Below are 17,565 nucleotides of genomic sequence, written 5' to 3'. Positions count from 1 at the left end.
ACATCGAGGGCTTCCGTCGGCGGCTGAATTGTTGTCGGCGTGGGGCAGGGATCAGGGTCTGTTGCCGAGCAACGACACGGCATCGATGCAGCGTCCACCGAGAGGCGTTCGACTGTTCCGTACGGCAACTTCGGTCGTTCGGTGCCTCCGCACGCCTGCGGCGATCCAACACCAGCGGCTGCAGCACAGTGCGATGCGCCGTTTACCGCGCGCCATCGAACGACGGTGCGCCTCATCCCGTGATGGCGGACAGCGAGCGTGAAGCAGACTCCAGGGACTCCACCAGGATCAGCTCGAGTGCAGGCAGTCTGGCAGCCGACACGGCCACCGCAGCTGCGCGTGTTCGCACACCGAGACCGCGTTCCATTCCGGCGCGGGCAGTTTCGGTCCAGGCCTGGGCGCAGTGATCGGCGGCCACCGCGAGGTCTGCGGTAGCGGGATCACCGGTCAGACGTGCAATCTCGGTACAGCCGTCGGCGAGAAGCCGACGAAAGAGCCCGCCTCCGGTTCCGGCCTTTTCGATGAAGATACCGAGACTGAACAGCAGCGTCTCGAGGTCATTGGGCGGAAGGTCGACCCAGCTCTTGACGTCGGTTGCCAGCTGGTCGACCGCGGCCAATCCTTCGGCACCGGCCGCTGGTACGTGGTCGGCTATTCCCGGTGTCGATGGGACGCGCATGCTGGCGGCGGATCGGGCAAAGGCCGCGGCCGCGGCAGTCGACACGGGCGGCAGTGTCTGTGGCCATGTGATTCGGTACGTGCAGTGACGTGTCGGTTGTGGGAACGAGGTGGAGGATCGCGCCCGAGCCAGCGCGTCGAGCGGGATCTCCTGCACGTCGGCCCGATCGTTGTCGACGACCGAGGCAGTCCCCCCGATCTCGTCGTAGCCGATCACCACGATGTCGTGGCGACTCATCTGCAGTTTCACCCGTAGGTAGGGCAGTTCAGCGATATCGGCCCAGACCAGGCTGGGTCGTCCCGCATCGATGTCGTCGCGAACCCATGACCATCCCTCAGCGGGATCGTCGGTCGTGAGAACCTCGACTTGTCCGCCGAGCCTGCGCGGCAAGTCGATCTCGAAGTCGGCACCGCGGCCGACCAGGTATATCGGTGGGACCAGGTCGGCCGATCGCAGGTAGGACAAACCGAGATCACCACCCAGTGCGAACACCAACCCCTCGTCGGGTGGTCCGTCCCATCCCAGACCGTGCCAATGGAGAAGGTCTCGCATTGCACCTGACCCGCAGTGCCCTCCCATCCGGTGGGGATAGTTCTCGATCAGAGTCGTGTGGGTCACTGTGGCTGCCTTTCGGGTGGCTGGTCGAGCGCGCGTGTCGGCACGCTCAGCTGTTCTGGATTCTGTCGAGATACGTTCGGCGAGCAGCCATGTCCACGTCCGCGAGGAACACCGAATCTGTGTTCAGGGCCGCACCCAGTCCGGTCGCCAACCGCCGGGGGACGAATTTCACCGCCGCGACCATTGCGCCTGCGAGACGGGTGACGCGGACGAAGGGGCGTGGATACTCGATCAGATCTGCTGTCGCGCGGGCGATCTCCTCCGGCTCGGCGTTGCGTAATCCCTTTGCGCCGGCGGTTCCGGCGACGAGTTCGGTGTTGGTGAACGTCGGGCGGACTGTGGACAGTCGAACCCCTGACTTGCGGTACTCCAGTCGTGCGGCCTCTGTGAATCCGATGACTGCGAACTTGGTAGCGCAGTAGGTCGCCAAACCAGGTACCGCGAGCTCGCCGGCCAATGACGCAGTGTTGATGATGTGTCCGGTGCGGCGCGGCAGCATTCGCTGAAGAGCCAGTTTGGTCCCGAAGATGACCCCCAGGACGTTGATCTCGACTTGCCGCCGGGTTACTGCATCGTCCTCTTCGTGGGCGTGGCCGGTAGGCATGATGCCCGCGTTGTTGATCAGGATGTCGAGGGGTCCGAGTTCACGTTCGACCAGGTCCAGAAACGTTGTGAACGAGTCAGGTTCGGTGACGTCGAGTCGGGTGACGACCTTCACCCCGAGTTCGGCGGCGGCCTCCTTCGCACGTGCCTCGTCGATGTCTCCGATGGCGACCCGGTGGCCTCGTCGAATCAACTCCTTCGCTGTCTGATAGCCGATGCCGCGAGCTCCACCTGTGATCGCCACGGTCCTGGCGGGGGTGTGAGGTGCGTTGTTCATCATGCTGCGCTCCTTGCATAGATATGCGACATCGGGACACGCCGTTCGACCCGCTCTCGCGGTAGCGGCTGCGCACACGGAAGAGGGATATGGGTATCGCGCGGCGTCTCGTGCCCGGGGAGGCGTTCGGATCGGTCGTTCATCGCGCGCAGCCGCAACCCCGGCGGCAGAACGGGTCTCGTCTGTTCGGTGCAACTTCCGGTGTCGGCCAGAACACGGCCACGCCGACGAGACAGTCGTGCGGCACAGCTCTGCCAGCAGGTATCGGCTCACCCGATTCGAAGGTGTCCGAGGCAGTCCGAGTGTTCACGACCGCGATTGTTCGCGGAGAGAACTCCGACCGATCGGCAGTCGGCTGCGATACGGGGTTCAGGGCGTATGTTCTCACCGCTTGTGTTCATCGAGACCCCCGCGGCGGGTTTCGATCCCCGGATTTTCGTACGGCCGGGTGCGGCGATCGGGTGTGCCGGTGAAAGCCTCGTCGAGTGGGTGAGCGCCCGTGAAGATCTTCGGTCCGTAGGCGTGCCGAAGCACCGTCAAGATCGCGTCCAAGGGTAGGTCGTCGAAGACTCCTCGCTCGCGGACATACTCCATGTGCTGAGCTCCGTCTGCGGTGAAGGCATGCATGAGAGCATCGCGATCGCCGTCGAATTCCACTGGCGGCACGCCGAAACGAGCGCACAACTCGACATTGAAAGCCGGCGTGGCCTTCAACCACCGGCCCTCGATGTAGAGACGACTGTAGCCGTGATAGACGAACAGATCGGTGCCGCCCATCAGCGCGCGCAACGCCTCGGTCTGCAGGTGATTTCGGACGTCGGCGAAGCCGAGCAGTGCCGGAATACCCGCCGCCCGGCACACTGCGGTCAACAGCACCGCCTTCGGGACGCAATAAGCGCGCCCGGTCTCGAGGACGAAGCTCGCCCGATAGTGGGCCGGATCGTCCGACACGGTGTACGGGTCGTACCAGATCCGGTCGCGGACGGCGGCGAAGAGGCGTCTGGCCTTGTCACGGTCGCTGCTCGCATCCCCGATTGCCGCGGCGGTGAACGCCCGCACGGATTCGTGCTCGATGTCGAGGAAGTCCGTTGCTCCCAGGTACGCGTATGGTGTCTGCGTCGTATGTGCCCCGGGCGGGCGGTCTGTCATGGTCATCGCTGATGTTCCCTTTTCTGAGCAAACCGGTTGCTGTTGTGTGCACAACGACCGAAGGATCGGTCAGTTGCGCGCGAGTCCGCCGAGCATCAGGTCTTCGCGTTGGACGGGGAGTCGCTGGGCGATCACCCGTTTGCTGTACATGAACTCGCGCGGGCGACCTATGCAGTCGGCGGCAATGAGCTCACCGGCCTGGAGATAGAAGCAACTGAAATCACTGTCGCGGCTGGGGTCACCACTGAGAACCACTTCGTCGTATCCAGTGTTGAGGCCGGCGATCTGCAGCTTGAAGTGATACTGATCTGACCAGAACCACGGCAACGCTTCGATTTTTCTGGACTTCCCGCAGGCGGTCGAGGCAGCGACTTTGGCCTGCTCTCCTGCGCTCGAGACGGACTCCAACCGTAGTCGACGGCCGTAACGGGCCATGTCGTGGCTCGCGCAGTCCCCCGCCGCCATGATGTCGGGGTCGTTGGTCCGAGTGTGATCGTCGATCACGATGCCGTTGTCGATGACAAGACCCGCATCGGCGGCGAGGTCGGTGTTCGGCTCGACGCCGACACCGACGATGACCAGATCTGCGAGGATCGATTCCCCGCTGGCCAAACTGACTTCACGAACCTCACGGTCACCGGACAGGCCTTCGACCATCGCGTTCGTTCTGATGTCGACTCCCTGCTCGCGATGTATCCGCTCGAAGAACGTCGAAACCTCGGGAGCAGTGACCCGCTCGAGCACACGCCCAGTTGCCTCGAGAACTGTGACCTGCACGCCCAGTGCGCGCAGCGATGCCGCTGTCTCGAGTCCGATGTAGCCGCCTCCGACGATCACCACCCGCCGGCCAGGGCCGGTGGCCATACGGATCCTCTCGACGTCCGCTGCGGTGCGCAGGTAGTAGACCCCGTGGAGATCGGCCCCGGGAACGGTGAGCCGACGAGGACGGGCTCCCGTGCACAGCGCGAGCTTGTCGTAGGCCAGCTTCTCCCCGGTGTCGAGAACGACGTTGCCTTCCGACCGAACGATGGCCTCCACCTGCGCGTTCAGGAGCTGAATACCTTGCTTGGAGTAGAAGTCCGTGCTGCGAATGGCGATATCGTCGAGTACGCATTTGCCCGCCAGGTATGCCTTCGACAGCGGGGGGCGTTGATAGGGAGTGGCAGACTCGTTACCGATGAGGACGATCTCGCCTGTCCAACCTTCTTGGCGCAAACTAGCTGCCAGTTGTGCCCCAGCATGGCTTGCGCCGACGATGATCGCCCGTTGCGATGTCATGCGCTGGAAGTAGGCGTCAGGCGCACCATCATCTTGCTGATGCCCCGCACGAAATTCGACTGAACATACTCGGGGTCGCCGACGACCTCGATGTTCTCGAAGCGGGGAAGCAACTCCTCCCACAGAATCCGCAGCTGCATTTCGGCCAGCCGATTGCCCATACACCGGTGTACACCGAATCCGAACGCGATGTGATTGCGCGCATTGGCACGATCGATGATGAAATCATCAGGATTCTCGAAAACGCGTTCGTCGCGGTTACCCGAGGCATACCACATCACCAATTTGTCACCCTTGCGGATGAATTGTCCGTTCAGAACGGTGTCGGCTTTGGCGATTCGGCGCATGTACGCCAAGGGTGTTTGCCATCGGATAATTTCCGAGTTCATGTTGGGGATCAAATCGGGATTGGCCTTCAATTTCTCGAACTGGTCGGGGAATTGGTTCAACGCAAGAACGCCACCGCTCATCGAGTTTCGCGTCGTGTCGTTCCCACCGACGATCAGCAGGACGAGGTTGCCCAGAAATTCCATCGGACGATCGATCAGATCCTTGGTGTCCTCGTTGCTCTGCAACATGGTGATCAGATCGAAACCGGACTCTTCCCCTGCAGACCTCCTGGCTGCTTTGTCATGCCAGAGAGCGCTGAGGCCACGGGCCATGTCACGCATGCCCTCGAACACCTCGTCGTTGTCCGAGGGCCCACCGTTGGCTTGCTCCATCGAGGTTGCCAAATCGGACCAGTAGACGAGTTTGCGGCGTTGTTCGTAGGGGAAATCCAGAAGAGTTGCGAGCATCCGAGCTGTCAACTCGATCGAGACATTCTGCACCCAGTCGAACGGCTCGTTCAAGGGGAGGTCGTCCAGCACCTCCCGTACCCGCGATCGGATCAGTCCCTCCATCTCCCGGAGGTTTTGCGGTGCGACAACCCCCTGGACGGCAGCGCGCTGCTTGTCGTGGCGTGGCGGGTCCATCGCGATGAACATCTCGATATCGAGAAACCGGGGCGGGACGCCGATGACGATGAACGGTTCGGCCGAGAACACAGCGTGGTTCTTGTCGACGGCCACGATATCGGCATGGCGCGTGACCGACCAGAACGGGCCGAACGGACTGTTGGGTTGGTAATGAACCGGTGCCTCGTTCCGCACGCGCTCGAAGTACGACTGCCACCGCCCTTGTCTGTAAAGAAAGGGGTTACTGAGGTCGATGTCGGCGAGCTCGACATCCTCGACCGGTGGGATGGGACTTTCGACGAAGATCTTCTTGCCATTCGTGCCAGTCACCCACCGTCGGGTCTTGTCGTACAGATGAGCGCCCTGGATCTGCAGCCCTATAGGGATGGTCGACTGGACCTTGTCGGTGATCGACTCAGAAACTTTCATGCTGTCGTGCCTGCCTTTCACACATCACAATTGGAATTCAGGTGTTCGAACGATCAGGCCATCCCACGCTTCCGAGGCCACCATCTGGCACGACAACCGAGACGTGGGTTCACGCTCGGGGTTCATCGCCAGCATCTCCTCCTCGTCGGCACCGGACAGACCCACCTCTCCTGACCACTGCGGGTCGACGATCACATGGCAGGTGCCACAGGCCGTTTCGCCCCCACAGTCTCCATCGATCCCCGGCACAGCATTGTCGGTTGCAATCTGCATCAACGATCGACCTTCGACCAAGCCCGCCTCGTGCTTCTCACCATCGTGGGCGACGAAAGTTACAACTGCCATGTCAACTCCTCAATTTTCTTCCGCGATTGATAACAGTGTCGCCGCAAACGTGAATGGCGGCCATGTTACGTAGAGTCAAAAACTTGTGAATTCGGGTCAGACGGTTCGCCCCAGAGATCCGACCTGAGTCCACTCCAGATGTGGAGTGCGACAACTCTGCGCTCCGCACGAAGGCATCGAGCGGCTGGGCTCCTGTTTCGAAATGCGCGCTCACCAAGTACTTCTTTCACCGCGAAGCCGTCTCACCGGCGACCAGATGGCCATTTCGGATCTCGACGATAGGCAATCTCAGTCCACCCGGAGCGTCCACCGGAACAACGGGCGAGTTGGGGGCGATGGGATCGAGCCGCTGATACGGAAGCCCCTGTGCCGGGCGAAGATCCAGCTCGCCCTTGTTCGGCCACAGCGCGGCGGACCGCTCGGCCTGCGCACTGATGGTCAGCGACGGGTTGACCCCGAGGTTTGCCGACACGGCCGCCCCGTCCACCACGCTCAGCGTCGGGTATCCGTGGACGCGGTGGTACGGATCGATGACGCCGTGCGCCGAATCCGAGGCGATGGCGCAGCCGCCGAGGAAGTGGGCGGTGAGCGGGATGTTGAACAGCTCTCCCCAGGTACCGGCCGCGAGGCCGCCGATCTTCTTGGCAATGCGCCGGGTGGCGTCGTTGCCCTCGGGGATCCACGTCGGGTTCGGCTCACCGTGGCCCTGCCTGCTGGAGATCTTGCGGCCGAACGGCCCACGCTTGGTGAACGTGGTGATCGAGTTGTCCAGGTTCTGCATCACCAGCGCGATGATCGTGCGCTCGCTCCAGCGCCGGACGTTGACGACGCGGACGAATTGAATCGGATGCGCGATCATCGCGAACACGAACTTGAGCCATCGCGGGATCCTCCCCCCGCCGTCGGTCATGAGCGTCTGCAGCATGCCCATCGCGTTCGAGCCCTTGCCGTACCGGACCGGCTCTATGTGCGTGTTGGGGCTGGGGTGGAACGAGGACGTGATGGCGACGCCGTGCGTGAGGTCCATGTTCGGATCGACCGCCAACTTCGCGGCTCCCACGATCGACTCGGAGTTGGTGCGAGTCAGTTCGCCGAGTGTGTCCGACAGCTTGGGCAGCGCGCCGGTGTCCTTCATCTTGTGCAGCAGGTTCTGGGTGCCCCAGGTACCGGCTGCCAGAACGACATTGGCGGCGCTGTAGGTCTTCTTGCCCTTGCGGAGCCGAGCGCCGGTGCGCTCGGTGTCGACGTCCCAGGTGCCGTCGGATCGGGGGCGCAGGCCGGACACCGTCGTCATCGGCACGATCTCGGCTCCTGCGCGCTCGGCGAGACCGAGGTAGTTCTTGAGCAGGGTGTTCTTGGCTCCGTGGCGGCAACCGGTCATGCACTCACCACATTCGATGCATCCGGTGCGCTCGGGGCCTGCGCCGCCGAAGTACGGGTCCGGGACGGTCTTGCCGGGCTCGTCACCGAAAAACACGCCCACCGGTGTCTGAATGAAAGTGTCGGCGACGCCCATGTCCTCGGCGACCGACTTCATCACCTCGTCGGCGGGGGTCATGTGCGGATTGCGCACCACGCCCAGCATGCGGGTGGCCTGGTCGTAGAACGGAGAGAGCTCACTGCTCCAGTCGGTGATGTGCGCCCACTGCTTGTCCTCGAAGAACGGTGCCTGCGGCTTGTAGAGGGTGTTCGCGTAGTTCAGCGATCCGCCGCCCACACCGGCACCGGCGAGGATGAGGCAATCGCGCAGCAGGTGCACGCGCTGGATGCCGTAGAGCCCAAGCTTCGGTGCCCACAGGAAACGCTTGAGATCCCAGCTGTTCTTCGCGAAGTCCTTGTCCTCGAAGCGTTGGCCGGCTTCCAAGATCCCGACGCGGTACCCCTTCTCCACCAGCCGCAGCGCGGTGACACTTCCGCCGAAGCCCGAACCGACGATCAGAACGTCGTAATCGATTGAACTGCTCGGTGGCGTCGCCATGGCGTCTCCTTCTGGTTCTTCAAACCGGATAACTGCTCCTCGCCCCAGGGGCCTGGACCCCAGCGCAAGAGTGCGCCCCCTCGACGGTGAGACCAAAGCCGACCGCCTGCCTACCCGGGCACACTACTATACAGACGATGACTTTTTGTCCAATTAATTGACAGATGAAGCCTGCGTGTACAGATACTAGTGATGCAGCTCATCAACCACAAGCCGCTGACGCTTCCGTCACCGGCGAGCCGAACCGAAAGGAGCCGGTGCGTCAGAAGCCAGCAAGGAGGGCTCTGACGAGAAGCCGAGGTGCACAGGCGGCGGGGCAAGCCCCGAGATCGACAAGCTAGATCCGCAGCGATCGTCACCGAAATGGCGTGCCGCTCCAGAATTGAACTACCAGGGTAGGTATGACACTAAAATGGTATCGACTCATTTGATGGAAACACTTGTGGACGAGATGGAGGACAGGAAGGCAGAGTTGACCGAGAATATCTCTTCATTCATAAGTGCATCAATCCATGAAATGAACGGCAATGCAGACGCAACCGGACTTCTACACACCAGCGTGAAAGCCAACATCAATGCGGCTATCGACTTCCTGGCCGACAGGACTGAGCACGACAACTTGCGAGCTCCGCATGCCGCCCTGTGCCATGCTCGCGTTCTCGCACACACGCATGTCCCGCTGACGGCGCTCGCCCGCGCTTATCACCTGGGCCAATCGAGATTTCTTGAGCATGTCCTGTTCTCGCTCTCGCGAGCTACGCACACGTTGGCCGCGAATCAACTTGCGCATCTGGTCAGCAGGTCTGCCGTCTTCATAGACCGCGTGTGTCAGGACGCATGTTCAGAATACGAAGCGGAGAAATCGAAGATACGTGAAGAAAATAGTTCTGTAAACACGGAACTCGAACGCGCAATGTCGCCATCATGCACAGATCCTTTGGACGCATACAAAATCGATTCATATTACAATCTCACAGGAAACCATATTGCCATTGAGTTTTGGACGAATGACCGGGAACCATTCCCGAGCAAGTCCTGGCACCAGCTCGTAGATACCGTTAACGTCAGACTCGGTACGATCGGTCGACCGCAAGTCAACAGTAAAGGCGATGCCCGATCCCTGGTTTGGTTTCCGATAATTCACGCCGGAAGGATTTGCCTTGAAAGCGTTACAGACGTTCTTCAGAAGTACGGCCGAATTCGAGCAGCAATTGGAACCGTGCAGAGTGGTGAAAATGGTTTTCGGAAGACAGCCAGGCAGGCAGAGCGCGCGGCCCGCGTGGTTTCGGACGGCAAGGTCGACATCAGTCCGGTGGTAACTTTCGAGGAAGTTGCAGCCATCACTCTTCTGCTCGAAGATCCGGAAAGCCTAAGGGATCTAGCGGAAGACTCACTCGGAGGATTGCTTCTGGACAGTGCGCGGAACCGCTGGCTCCGCGAGACCTTGCGAGTCTACCTGGCAAACAACTGTAGCGTTACCGCGACCGCTCACGACATGACGATCCATCGCAACACGGTCAAATACCGCATCCGACAAGCAGCGAAAGAGTGCGGTTGCAAGCTGGACGATGCCGGCATCCTCATGAACCTCAGGATTGCGCTGGATGCCGCGTGGTGGACACCCAGCACAGTACTCAAATTACCCATACCGCTCGGCTCAGTAGACGCACGGTTGACGGTTTGAGCAGGGTGGCTGCGACCCGGCTCAAACCTTCCAGGTTTCCAGCGCCACGTTCGTCAGACTCCATTGCCACGCTGATTCACGATTGTTGCTATCAGAATATCGAATGCCGCATTCGGTGAAAGCGACTTGATTCGGTCATTGATATCCATTTCTTTGCCCTCGATTCCTTCACTTGTCGCAATGTTCGCCGCATTTGATTCGACAGATCCTTCGGACGTCTCCAAGATTCGACCGGCCCACACTCCGACTGGCGAAGGATCAGTAGCAAGATACTGCTCGCAGTCGGTCAGTATATGACATTTCATGCAAGAGTCCGCTGCAGTTTTATGACGCGCAGCTCGCTGAGCAACCGTCTCGTAGGGTGGATCGGATTCGTAGTCCCACAGTTCGGGCTCCCCCTGGCAGGGTGTGACCAGCACCCGACCACGAACTGCGAGACGGTCCAATGCTCGATTCAAGGTTGATTCCTTTAAGTACGGGAGCGAACTCGATACGACCTAGTTGTACGATAGCCATTCCTCATGTGTCAAAGAGGGAAGGATGAGTTGTGCATAAAGAACAAGGACTCCTTGCGACTTTGGCCAACTTGGACATATCACAGAACGGTGCCGATCCAGTACGATCGACACCACGACGACGGCTTCTTCAGGCCTCCACGAATGCAGTGGAAATCGAGGTATCGTGCTGGATTTTGCATTCTTCACATTGACACCGCTCCTACTGTTCATGTTGGCACCCGCGTGGATTCCGTTGACTTACCATGGGTGCGCGAGTCTGATCGAACGCCGAAATATTCGCGACGTGAAAACCAGCCAGATGTAGGTCGAGCTACGCAGACGAGGGGTGTGCGTAGCCGACCTCTGCAATGGAGAGCTTTTCTGACGCCACACGCCGGCAGTTGTGCCGAGTTGCATGCTCTGCGTTCGCTGCACGCCGCTCGGGAAACCTACCGAAAGAACAGATGAGTTCTTCGTAGGTGTTCGGCTCAACGCTGCGCCTGATTCGTTCGCCCGCCGATAACGCCACTCGTCGCATCACTGGCAGCATCGACGCGCTGGCGACAGCAACATCATCCCCCACCACCAATGTCCGAACGCGCCTAGACTTCTATTCATGAGTTCCGTCCACACTGCGCGCCCTGATGGTAGCTACCGGACAGCGGCAACCACTCTGCTTCGTGCGACCGCGTTAGACGCATTGAGCGCTCTCCTGCTGCGGCAAAGTTGGAAGTCGGTGACCATGTCCGAGGTCGCGAAGGAAGCCGGTTTGTCTCGACAGACCATCTATAACGAGTTCGGGTCCCGGCGCGGTGTGGCGGAGAGCTACGCGATACGATTGACCGATCGGCTGGTCAGTGTGGTGGACGATGGCCTCTACACTTGTGTTGGCGATATCAGATTGGCGCTCGCCCGAGGTTTGGTTGCGTTTTTCGCCGTCTCCGAACGTGACCCATTGGTCAGATCGCTAAGAGAAGAAGACGCGTCCGCAGACCTCCTGCGGCTCATTACTGTTGACAGCACCCAGCTTGTCGAGCGAGCCGCAGATCACCTCTCTGCCACATTTCAGCGATGCTGGGTGCAAGCCCCGAAACGCCAAGCCGATATCCTGAGCACGTCCATCGTTCAGATGGCCTTGGCGTATGTCTCACGGCCCCCGACTGACGCAGCCCAGACCGCCACCGATATCGCAGACCTACTCGCTCCGTACATCGAGGGGTTCCAAGATTCACAAGCCCATCCAGAGTTGAGCAAGACGACTCGATTCGGTCGACAGTAGCGACAGCGGTGTACCGCCGGTCTGTGTCACGCAATACCCCATTCCCGAGAGACTCATAGCGCCCTTCCGGACAAGAATCCGTCCGGCGTGCCACCACCTCAGTTCCTGGCGTGATCGACAAAAGCGTCGTCGCAAACGCCAGCGACGGCTATGTTCGGTGGAGTCATAAACTTGTGAATTCGGGTCAAAGGGATCATCGTGAAGCTGAGCGACGAGGGTGTGCCACCGCTTGCGTTCGTTCAGTTGCTCGAACGCCGCGCACTCGACCCTGACGCCGCCGCGCGTCTTCGTGCGATCATGCACCGCGGAGGAACCAGTGAAGCGACGCTCATTCAGCATGACGTGCAGGCACCGATACGGTGGTTTCGGGAGGTCTACCCCGACTCGATATCGCCCAAGCCACTCGACTCGGATTTGCGTTTGCCGAGCAGGCCCAGTTGACATCGTTCGGGCCCCTGAGTTCACCTTTGATCAGCGCTGGTTCGGTCGCCGAGATCGTCGATCTCCTGACATACCTGCCATTGATCTCCACGGCGTTGAAGTCGCAGTTCCACGCTGGCGACTACGGTCTGATCGTCGGGCTCACTGCGCATACAGGGGATTCGGCACTGGACTGCTTGGTCATCACCTACGGTGAGCGGCGTTATTACGACTGCTGGTCATGCTCGCCGGTGGCACTCCATCTGAGCTGGCCGGAGCCGACCGAGGCGAGCCACGACAAAGGTCCGGGGTCGAATCGCCGGTTCTTCGACGCTCCGATTTCCTTCGTCCACGTACCCGAGGACACCCTCAACAAGGCTTGTCGGTTCTCGGACCCTCTCGCATATCGACTCGCTATCGCTGATCTGCAGCGAACGCTCGCCCATCGGAGTGGGTCCATGACATCCGCCGAGAAGGTGAGGCAACTGTTGGAAAAGGACCTCGGACAGCGGACCAACCATGATGTTGCACAAGCATTGTCAATGTCCAGCAGCACGTTGAAACGGCGGCTTGCCGAAGAAGGAACCACCTACAGCAAGGTGCGCCAATCGCTGCTGTACGAGCGCGCGATGCTACGGCTCCTCGACCGCTCGGTTTCGGTCAGCGAGATCGCTACTGAACTCGGATACAGCGACCTCGCCAACTTCTCTCATGCCTTCAAACGCTGGACCGGACGCTCTCCGAAAGATTTCCGAAACCCACGACTCTCGGACGACCCCGATTCGACGTAGACCCCACAGAACGGGGTCGAGATCGATGCCTCGTTCGTCCGCGGCCTGGTCGATCTTCATCGCGGAGATTTCGGAGACGTCACCGCCACCCTGCCGCGAGAAGAAGAGTGTGTGCAAACCCGAGTACGAACCACTTGTCACTCGACGGTATCGGCCGGCACGCGTGCAGTCTCCGATTCGAGAAAGTCGACGAGTGCTTCCAACAGGCTGTCCGCGCGCGTTTCGACATCGGCCAGGACAGAGTCCACGTCGTCGAGAAGCCCGTGGGCGTGTCTACGCGCAAGCGTTCCGCGTTCGTAGTAGCCGGGGTCGAATAGGACCCGCGGTACTGGATCCGGTGCCGCGATCTGCTCCGGCTGTTGTGACCGCGCAATGGGCTGCAGGTGGGTGGGTGCCCGTCCGTCCAGGTGCATTCGCACGATGCCCGCTACCGCACGGGCGGTCAGCGGGGTCGCAGCCAACGGGGTGTGGCCCCACCGGTCGATCGCAGTCGACAGCGGCTGTTGACCGGCCGGGTCGAAATACCGGTCGTATCCGCCGAGCCCGGTGCCGTCCACGGCATCGAGAGCGTCGGCGAGCATTCGGGTGCTCGGATACGCCCGGATGACAAACGTCAAACAGGATTGGCGACTCATGGAATCGCACAAGTGAAGATCTCAATTCGCCCACTGCCCCAACAGTATCGCATCGAACGCACCGCGATACAATCGAAACCTGTATCCCACTATGTATTACGCAACCGCCACGTCGGTCATGCAATACCTGAGCTACTTCCGTCCCACTCCTCCAATTATGAAGCATTCGATCCAAAGGAGCCAGGCTAAGACCTTTCGTGCCCCCACCTCACAAGTCGACTCCCATATTTCCGCAATCCCATTGGTGCGCAGCTATATCGCTCCATCAACATCATGATGCAGCCTTCCAAACATCTCACTCGGCCTCAACGAAACATGGCGCTGAGGCCCTCCTCGGAGGCACGCCCGAGTAGCCATAAAGGGACCTCGACGGCTAGCGTGCAGCTCCACATGCACAAGCCCCCTATCGACCGGCCTTTACCGCGGTAAAGATCACAAGGAAGCGGATCGGGTTGCCCAGCCTCTTCGTCATGCGGGGCCCGGCAGCCGGCAATCACATAGATCTTGTTCAACCACGGGGCTAATAGACGATGCCACTCCCCCAGCGCGGGCCAAGCCCGTCAGAGCGGATCCCATCGAATAGCGCCACTCGAAGGACTGCGCCCTCCAACTGGCCCCTGGAGAGGCACTGTGAGTTTTCAGGACATCGCCCCGGAAACAGTAAATCCCGAATTGAACTCGAGTCCTTTCGTCACAGTGACAAAAGACAGTAGGGTTCCGATATCCTCGATACTGGGTCACGAATGAGCGCACCAACCGCGATTGCACTTACAAAAGTGCACCGTACAAATTCAGGCCAAACCAGCATGCAACGGGATGGCTGAAATTGCCGGGATGGCAAATAGTGGAACGCGAACTCACTAGACCTCCCCCTTCCACGGCTCACCCGCATGAACAGCAATTAACATCCGGCGGTGCGAGGCCGCCCTTTACCGCGGTAAAGACATGGATTCAGCGGCCGCTCGGAAACATAGCGTAACGACCCGCCCATCGTGAATGGGCGTGTTAACCAACTTGGCACTGTCCGAAACCCGCCCGACAACGATTGCACACTAACTCCGACTTTGTCAGCAACTGCATCAGAATTCCTGGTCGCGAAAGATCGCAAAGCACTGCAACAACATGCAACCACACCTACACGAACTGCAATAGCTCTTGCCCAGCACTGCAGCTAGGTCAAAGTATCCGATCTTTACCGCGGTAAAGATCGCAACTTCGGACAGAACCTGGCCGCACCGAACCTTCCTGACAACTGCTCAACCGACCAGCGACCCAGCCTATGTTGGGAGACGGCCACCAGCCGCAGCACTCAGGCCGCTGCACCTATGGCAGAACCATCGCACGACTATGCAACGGCGTGTAGGTGTATCCGCTCAGACGCGGCAATCTGGCTTGCCCGTACCTAGATGGTGAATCAGACAGGCAGGGCACCGCCTTCTCTGCGATTTCGACGTTCACCGCGGTAAAGGCTCGACGGTAAGAAATGCTGCAGCGGTAACGAGCCGGTGAGCACCGACGCCCGGCGGGAGGGCTATCCACCGGATCACATACATGCTCCGGCGAGTCGAAGCTCTAACCGAGGACTCAGCGCGCCTCGTGATGTACATTTTGAGGGCGCAAGCAACTCCAAGTGCTACGCGTTCTCGCGGATCTTTACCGCGGTAAAGATCATCGCAAGAACACCACACCGAAGTAGCCGCGACGCGGTGAAGCAAACGGAAGGTGGGCTCAATGCCCGTACACGTAATAATTAGCCAGAAGGGCGGAGTGGGGAAGAGTACCCTCACAATGAACCTGGCGGCAGTCAAAAATGACGTTCTGACTCGATCCGGATCCAAGCAAAGCGAATCGCCAGTTTTGGCAGCATCCATAGACCCTCAGGGCTCAGCAGTGTGGTGGGCCGAACGAGTGCAAGACCTTCCATTTCGGGTCACTCAGATCGACGACCCCGAGATGCTCCGGCATCTACCGAACTTGGATGGAATCAAGCACGTTTACGTTGACACTCCGGGCTGGATTGGCGATCGCCCCGGGGCGGTAGATAACGGCACTTCAGGGCAAGCGCTCGACACTGTACTTTCAGTAACCGATCTCGCGATTGTCCCGATCGTCCCGGAGCCACTCAGCTTCGACCCGACAGCCCGCACGATCTCCAAAGTGCTTGAGCCGAAGGGAATCCCGTTCATTGTCGTCATCAACAACTGGGATCCAAGAGACGGCCGAGTTGATCTCGAGCAGACCGAAGCTTTCGTCCAAGCGCAAGGTTGGCCACTCGCCAACACAGTTGTTCGGCACTATAAGGTGCACAGTCGAGCCGCAGCTCAAGGGCAAGTGGTTACCGAGTACCCGCCGAATCGGGCATCGCTGCAGGCACGCGAGGACTTCCAACGCCTATGCCTCGAGCTGGAAGTGGGTAAGTAAGTGGCTACTTCACAGAAGTCCCGAGGCGGCCGAGTCGATTTTTCTAGTCTTGTTGGTTCGGTAGGGGATAGGTCGCCTGTGGATGCAACCATCCCTGTGGATGGCCAATTTAGACCAGACGTGCCTTTGTCCGAACTAGTAGCCAACCCTCGGAATCCACGATCAGCGGTGGGGGACCTCGCCGATCTGGCCACGATCGCAGAGCGGCAGCTTCAACCTGGGACGGTTGTTACGAGCGCACGATGGCTCGATCTTTGGCCAGAGGATGTCGCCATCATCGGTTCTGCACGTTGGGTTGTGGTCAACGGCTGCCGCCGGCTTGCTGCGAGCGAGAAGTATGGCCGCAAGGGAATGGATGTAGTCGTTCAGGACAGCCTCGCATCATCCAAAGAGGCCATCCTGTGGGCATCAATAGTTGAAAACCTGGACAGGCAAGACTTTGACGTCATCGAAGAGGCAGAAGCTGTCAACCTCCTTGTTACTGAACTCGGAAGCGCCACCAAGGCCGCTCAAAAGTTGGGACGCTCAGAAGGCTGGATCTCGCAGCGGCGCGCCTTGCTCAAACTAGAGCCTGAGTTGCGGGAAAAACTGCGTTCGGGCGATCTCGCGATTCGAGACGCTCGAGCGCTGGCGCAGATTCCGTCTGCGGAGCAGGTTGCTAAGTGGGCCTCGCGCCAGCAGGACCCGCCATCGCCGAAAGCAGACGACAAGAAGCCACGCCGCCCCTCCGATGCTGACAAGCAGATAGCATCCCGCAGCGCCGCCGTCCGGGCACTGACGAAACTGAAAAGCGATCCCCAGTCAGTGGCAGAAGTGATCAGAGAAGCGCTCAGCGAGGAAGACATACGCGAGCTCGTGAATACGCTTCAGGACATCTGACGCACTTTTTCAAATCGACAGGGCCTCGGCGGAAGAAGTTCTTCCGCCGAGGCCCTGTTGCTAATCATCCGATTCGGACGATGGGGGAGTGGAGCGGCCACTTCCGCCCAGCTACGCCGGTGTGTGCCAGATGCGCAGTACGTCAGCTCGCGCCCCGGCGGGGCTGATAAAGGCGCGCTTGGCGTGTCCCCAGTGAACGGAGCCATCTCGTTTTGGAGTCTTGTTGCCCATGAGCTGGGCGGATAGGACGATGGAGAACATGGCTGGACGGAAGCGGAACTCTGACGAGGACATCGTGCGCACGCTGCGCCGTGCCGATGAGCTCACTGCTGCGGGCAAGACGCAGGAGGAGATCGCGGCGGAGCTCGAGGTGTCGGCGGCGACGTTGTACAACTGGCGTCGTCAGTACGGCGGGATGGACACCGATGCCGCGAGGGAACTCAAAGAGTTGCGCGAGCAGAACGGCAAGCTCAAACGCCTGCTCGCCGAGGCCGAGCTGGAGAAGGATGCACTGCGGGAGGTAGCGAAGGGAAAATTCTGAGCCCAGCTGCAAAGCGCCGCGCCGTCGACATGCTCGTGAACACCATGAGTCTGTCGAAACGTCTGGCGTGCAAAGCTGTTGGGCTTGCCCGCTCTGGCAGGTCCCC

General features: G+C 60.2%; 13 protein-coding genes and 1 pseudogene. 6 read left to right on the top strand and 8 right to left on the bottom strand.

Translation table 11 applies throughout. The features are described 5' to 3' along the window. Window positions 1-232: 232 nt before the first annotated feature. The 7 genes from RHODMAR_RS24905 to RHODMAR_RS24870 form a co-directional block, all read right to left on the bottom strand. Window positions 233-1,258, bottom strand: coding sequence for a DUF4872 domain-containing protein (locus tag RHODMAR_RS24905; protein ID WP_081606111.1), 1,026 nt, complete (start codon window positions 1,256-1,258; stop codon window positions 233-235). An 85-nt stretch (window positions 1,259-1,343) separates the two neighbouring features. Beyond that, window positions 1,344-2,180 carry an SDR family oxidoreductase gene (locus RHODMAR_RS24900; protein ID WP_008720362.1) on the bottom strand — a complete coding sequence of 279 codons (837 nt, stop codon included), beginning with the start codon at window positions 2,178-2,180 and terminating at the stop codon, window positions 1,344-1,346. A 381-nt stretch (window positions 2,181-2,561) separates the two neighbouring features. Further along, entirely contained in the window at window positions 2,562-3,326 is a 765-nt protein-coding gene (locus tag RHODMAR_RS24890) for a transglutaminase-like domain-containing protein (RefSeq protein ID WP_042940302.1), read from the bottom strand. A gap of 69 nt (window positions 3,327-3,395) precedes the next feature. Beyond that, window positions 3,396-4,604 (bottom strand): NAD(P)/FAD-dependent oxidoreductase, encoded by a 1,209-nt coding sequence (locus tag RHODMAR_RS24885; RefSeq protein ID WP_008720359.1) that lies wholly within the window; start codon window positions 4,602-4,604, stop codon window positions 3,396-3,398. Continuing rightward, window positions 4,601-5,989: a cytochrome P450 gene (locus RHODMAR_RS24880; protein ID WP_008720358.1), complete on the bottom strand. Its 1,389-nt coding sequence runs from the start codon at window positions 5,987-5,989 to the stop codon at window positions 4,601-4,603. Before RHODMAR_RS24880 ends, RHODMAR_RS24885 begins: the two co-directional genes overlap by 4 nt. A gap of 24 nt (window positions 5,990-6,013) precedes the next feature. After that, complete coding sequence (locus tag RHODMAR_RS24875) at window positions 6,014-6,334, bottom strand: 2Fe-2S iron-sulfur cluster-binding protein (RefSeq protein WP_008720357.1); 321 nt, start codon at window positions 6,332-6,334, stop codon at window positions 6,014-6,016. A gap of 226 nt (window positions 6,335-6,560) precedes the next feature. Continuing rightward, window positions 6,561-8,312, bottom strand: coding sequence for an FAD-dependent oxidoreductase (locus RHODMAR_RS24870; protein WP_008720356.1), 1,752 nt, complete (start codon window positions 8,310-8,312; stop codon window positions 6,561-6,563). Window positions 8,313-8,742: 430 nt separating this feature from the next. Between RHODMAR_RS24870 and RHODMAR_RS24865 the strand changes: the two genes are divergently transcribed. The 3 genes and pseudogenes from RHODMAR_RS24865 to RHODMAR_RS24850 all read left to right on the top strand — a co-directional run bounded on the left by RHODMAR_RS24865 (window position 8,743) and on the right by RHODMAR_RS24850 (window position 12,983). Next, the gene (locus RHODMAR_RS24865) at window positions 8,743-9,996 is read left to right on the top strand and encodes a PucR family transcriptional regulator (RefSeq protein WP_042940281.1); all 1,254 of its coding nucleotides are present in this window, start codon (window positions 8,743-8,745) and stop codon (window positions 9,994-9,996) included. Between the two features lie 1,113 nt (window positions 9,997-11,109). After that, complete coding sequence (locus RHODMAR_RS24855; RefSeq protein ID WP_081606108.1) at window positions 11,110-11,772, top strand: TetR family transcriptional regulator; 663 nt, start codon at window positions 11,110-11,112, stop codon at window positions 11,770-11,772. A gap of 198 nt (window positions 11,773-11,970) precedes the next feature. After that, window positions 11,971-12,983 (top strand): annotated as a pseudogene (locus RHODMAR_RS24850) (helix-turn-helix domain-containing protein). Window positions 12,984-13,120: 137 nt separating this feature from the next. On the opposite strand, the gene RHODMAR_RS24845 reads toward RHODMAR_RS24850, so the two are convergent. Next, entirely contained in the window at window positions 13,121-13,600 is a 480-nt protein-coding gene (locus tag RHODMAR_RS24845) for a hypothetical protein (protein ID WP_157226209.1), read from the bottom strand. Window positions 13,601-15,349: 1,749 nt separating this feature from the next. On the opposite strand from RHODMAR_RS24845, the gene RHODMAR_RS24840 reads away from it, so the two are divergent. The 3 genes from RHODMAR_RS24840 (at window position 15,350) to RHODMAR_RS24830 (ending at window position 17,459) form a co-directional block, all read left to right on the top strand. After that, entirely contained in the window at window positions 15,350-16,039 is a 690-nt protein-coding gene (locus RHODMAR_RS24840) for a ParA family protein (RefSeq protein ID WP_008720348.1), read from the top strand. A gap of 168 nt (window positions 16,040-16,207) precedes the next feature. Continuing rightward, complete coding sequence (locus RHODMAR_RS24835) at window positions 16,208-16,918, top strand: ParB/RepB/Spo0J family partition protein (protein ID WP_232433755.1); 711 nt, start codon at window positions 16,208-16,210, stop codon at window positions 16,916-16,918. Window positions 16,919-17,177: 259 nt separating this feature from the next. Continuing rightward, entirely contained in the window at window positions 17,178-17,459 is a 282-nt protein-coding gene (locus RHODMAR_RS24830) for a transposase (protein ID WP_157226208.1), read from the top strand. Window positions 17,460-17,565 lie beyond the last annotated feature (106 nt).

Origin of the sequence: Rhodococcus sp. AW25M09 (assembly GCF_000333955.1) — a bacterium.
Classification (GTDB): Bacteria; Actinomycetota; Actinomycetes; order Mycobacteriales; family Mycobacteriaceae; genus Rhodococcoides.
This window is presented reverse-complemented; position numbering and strand designations above follow the sequence as displayed.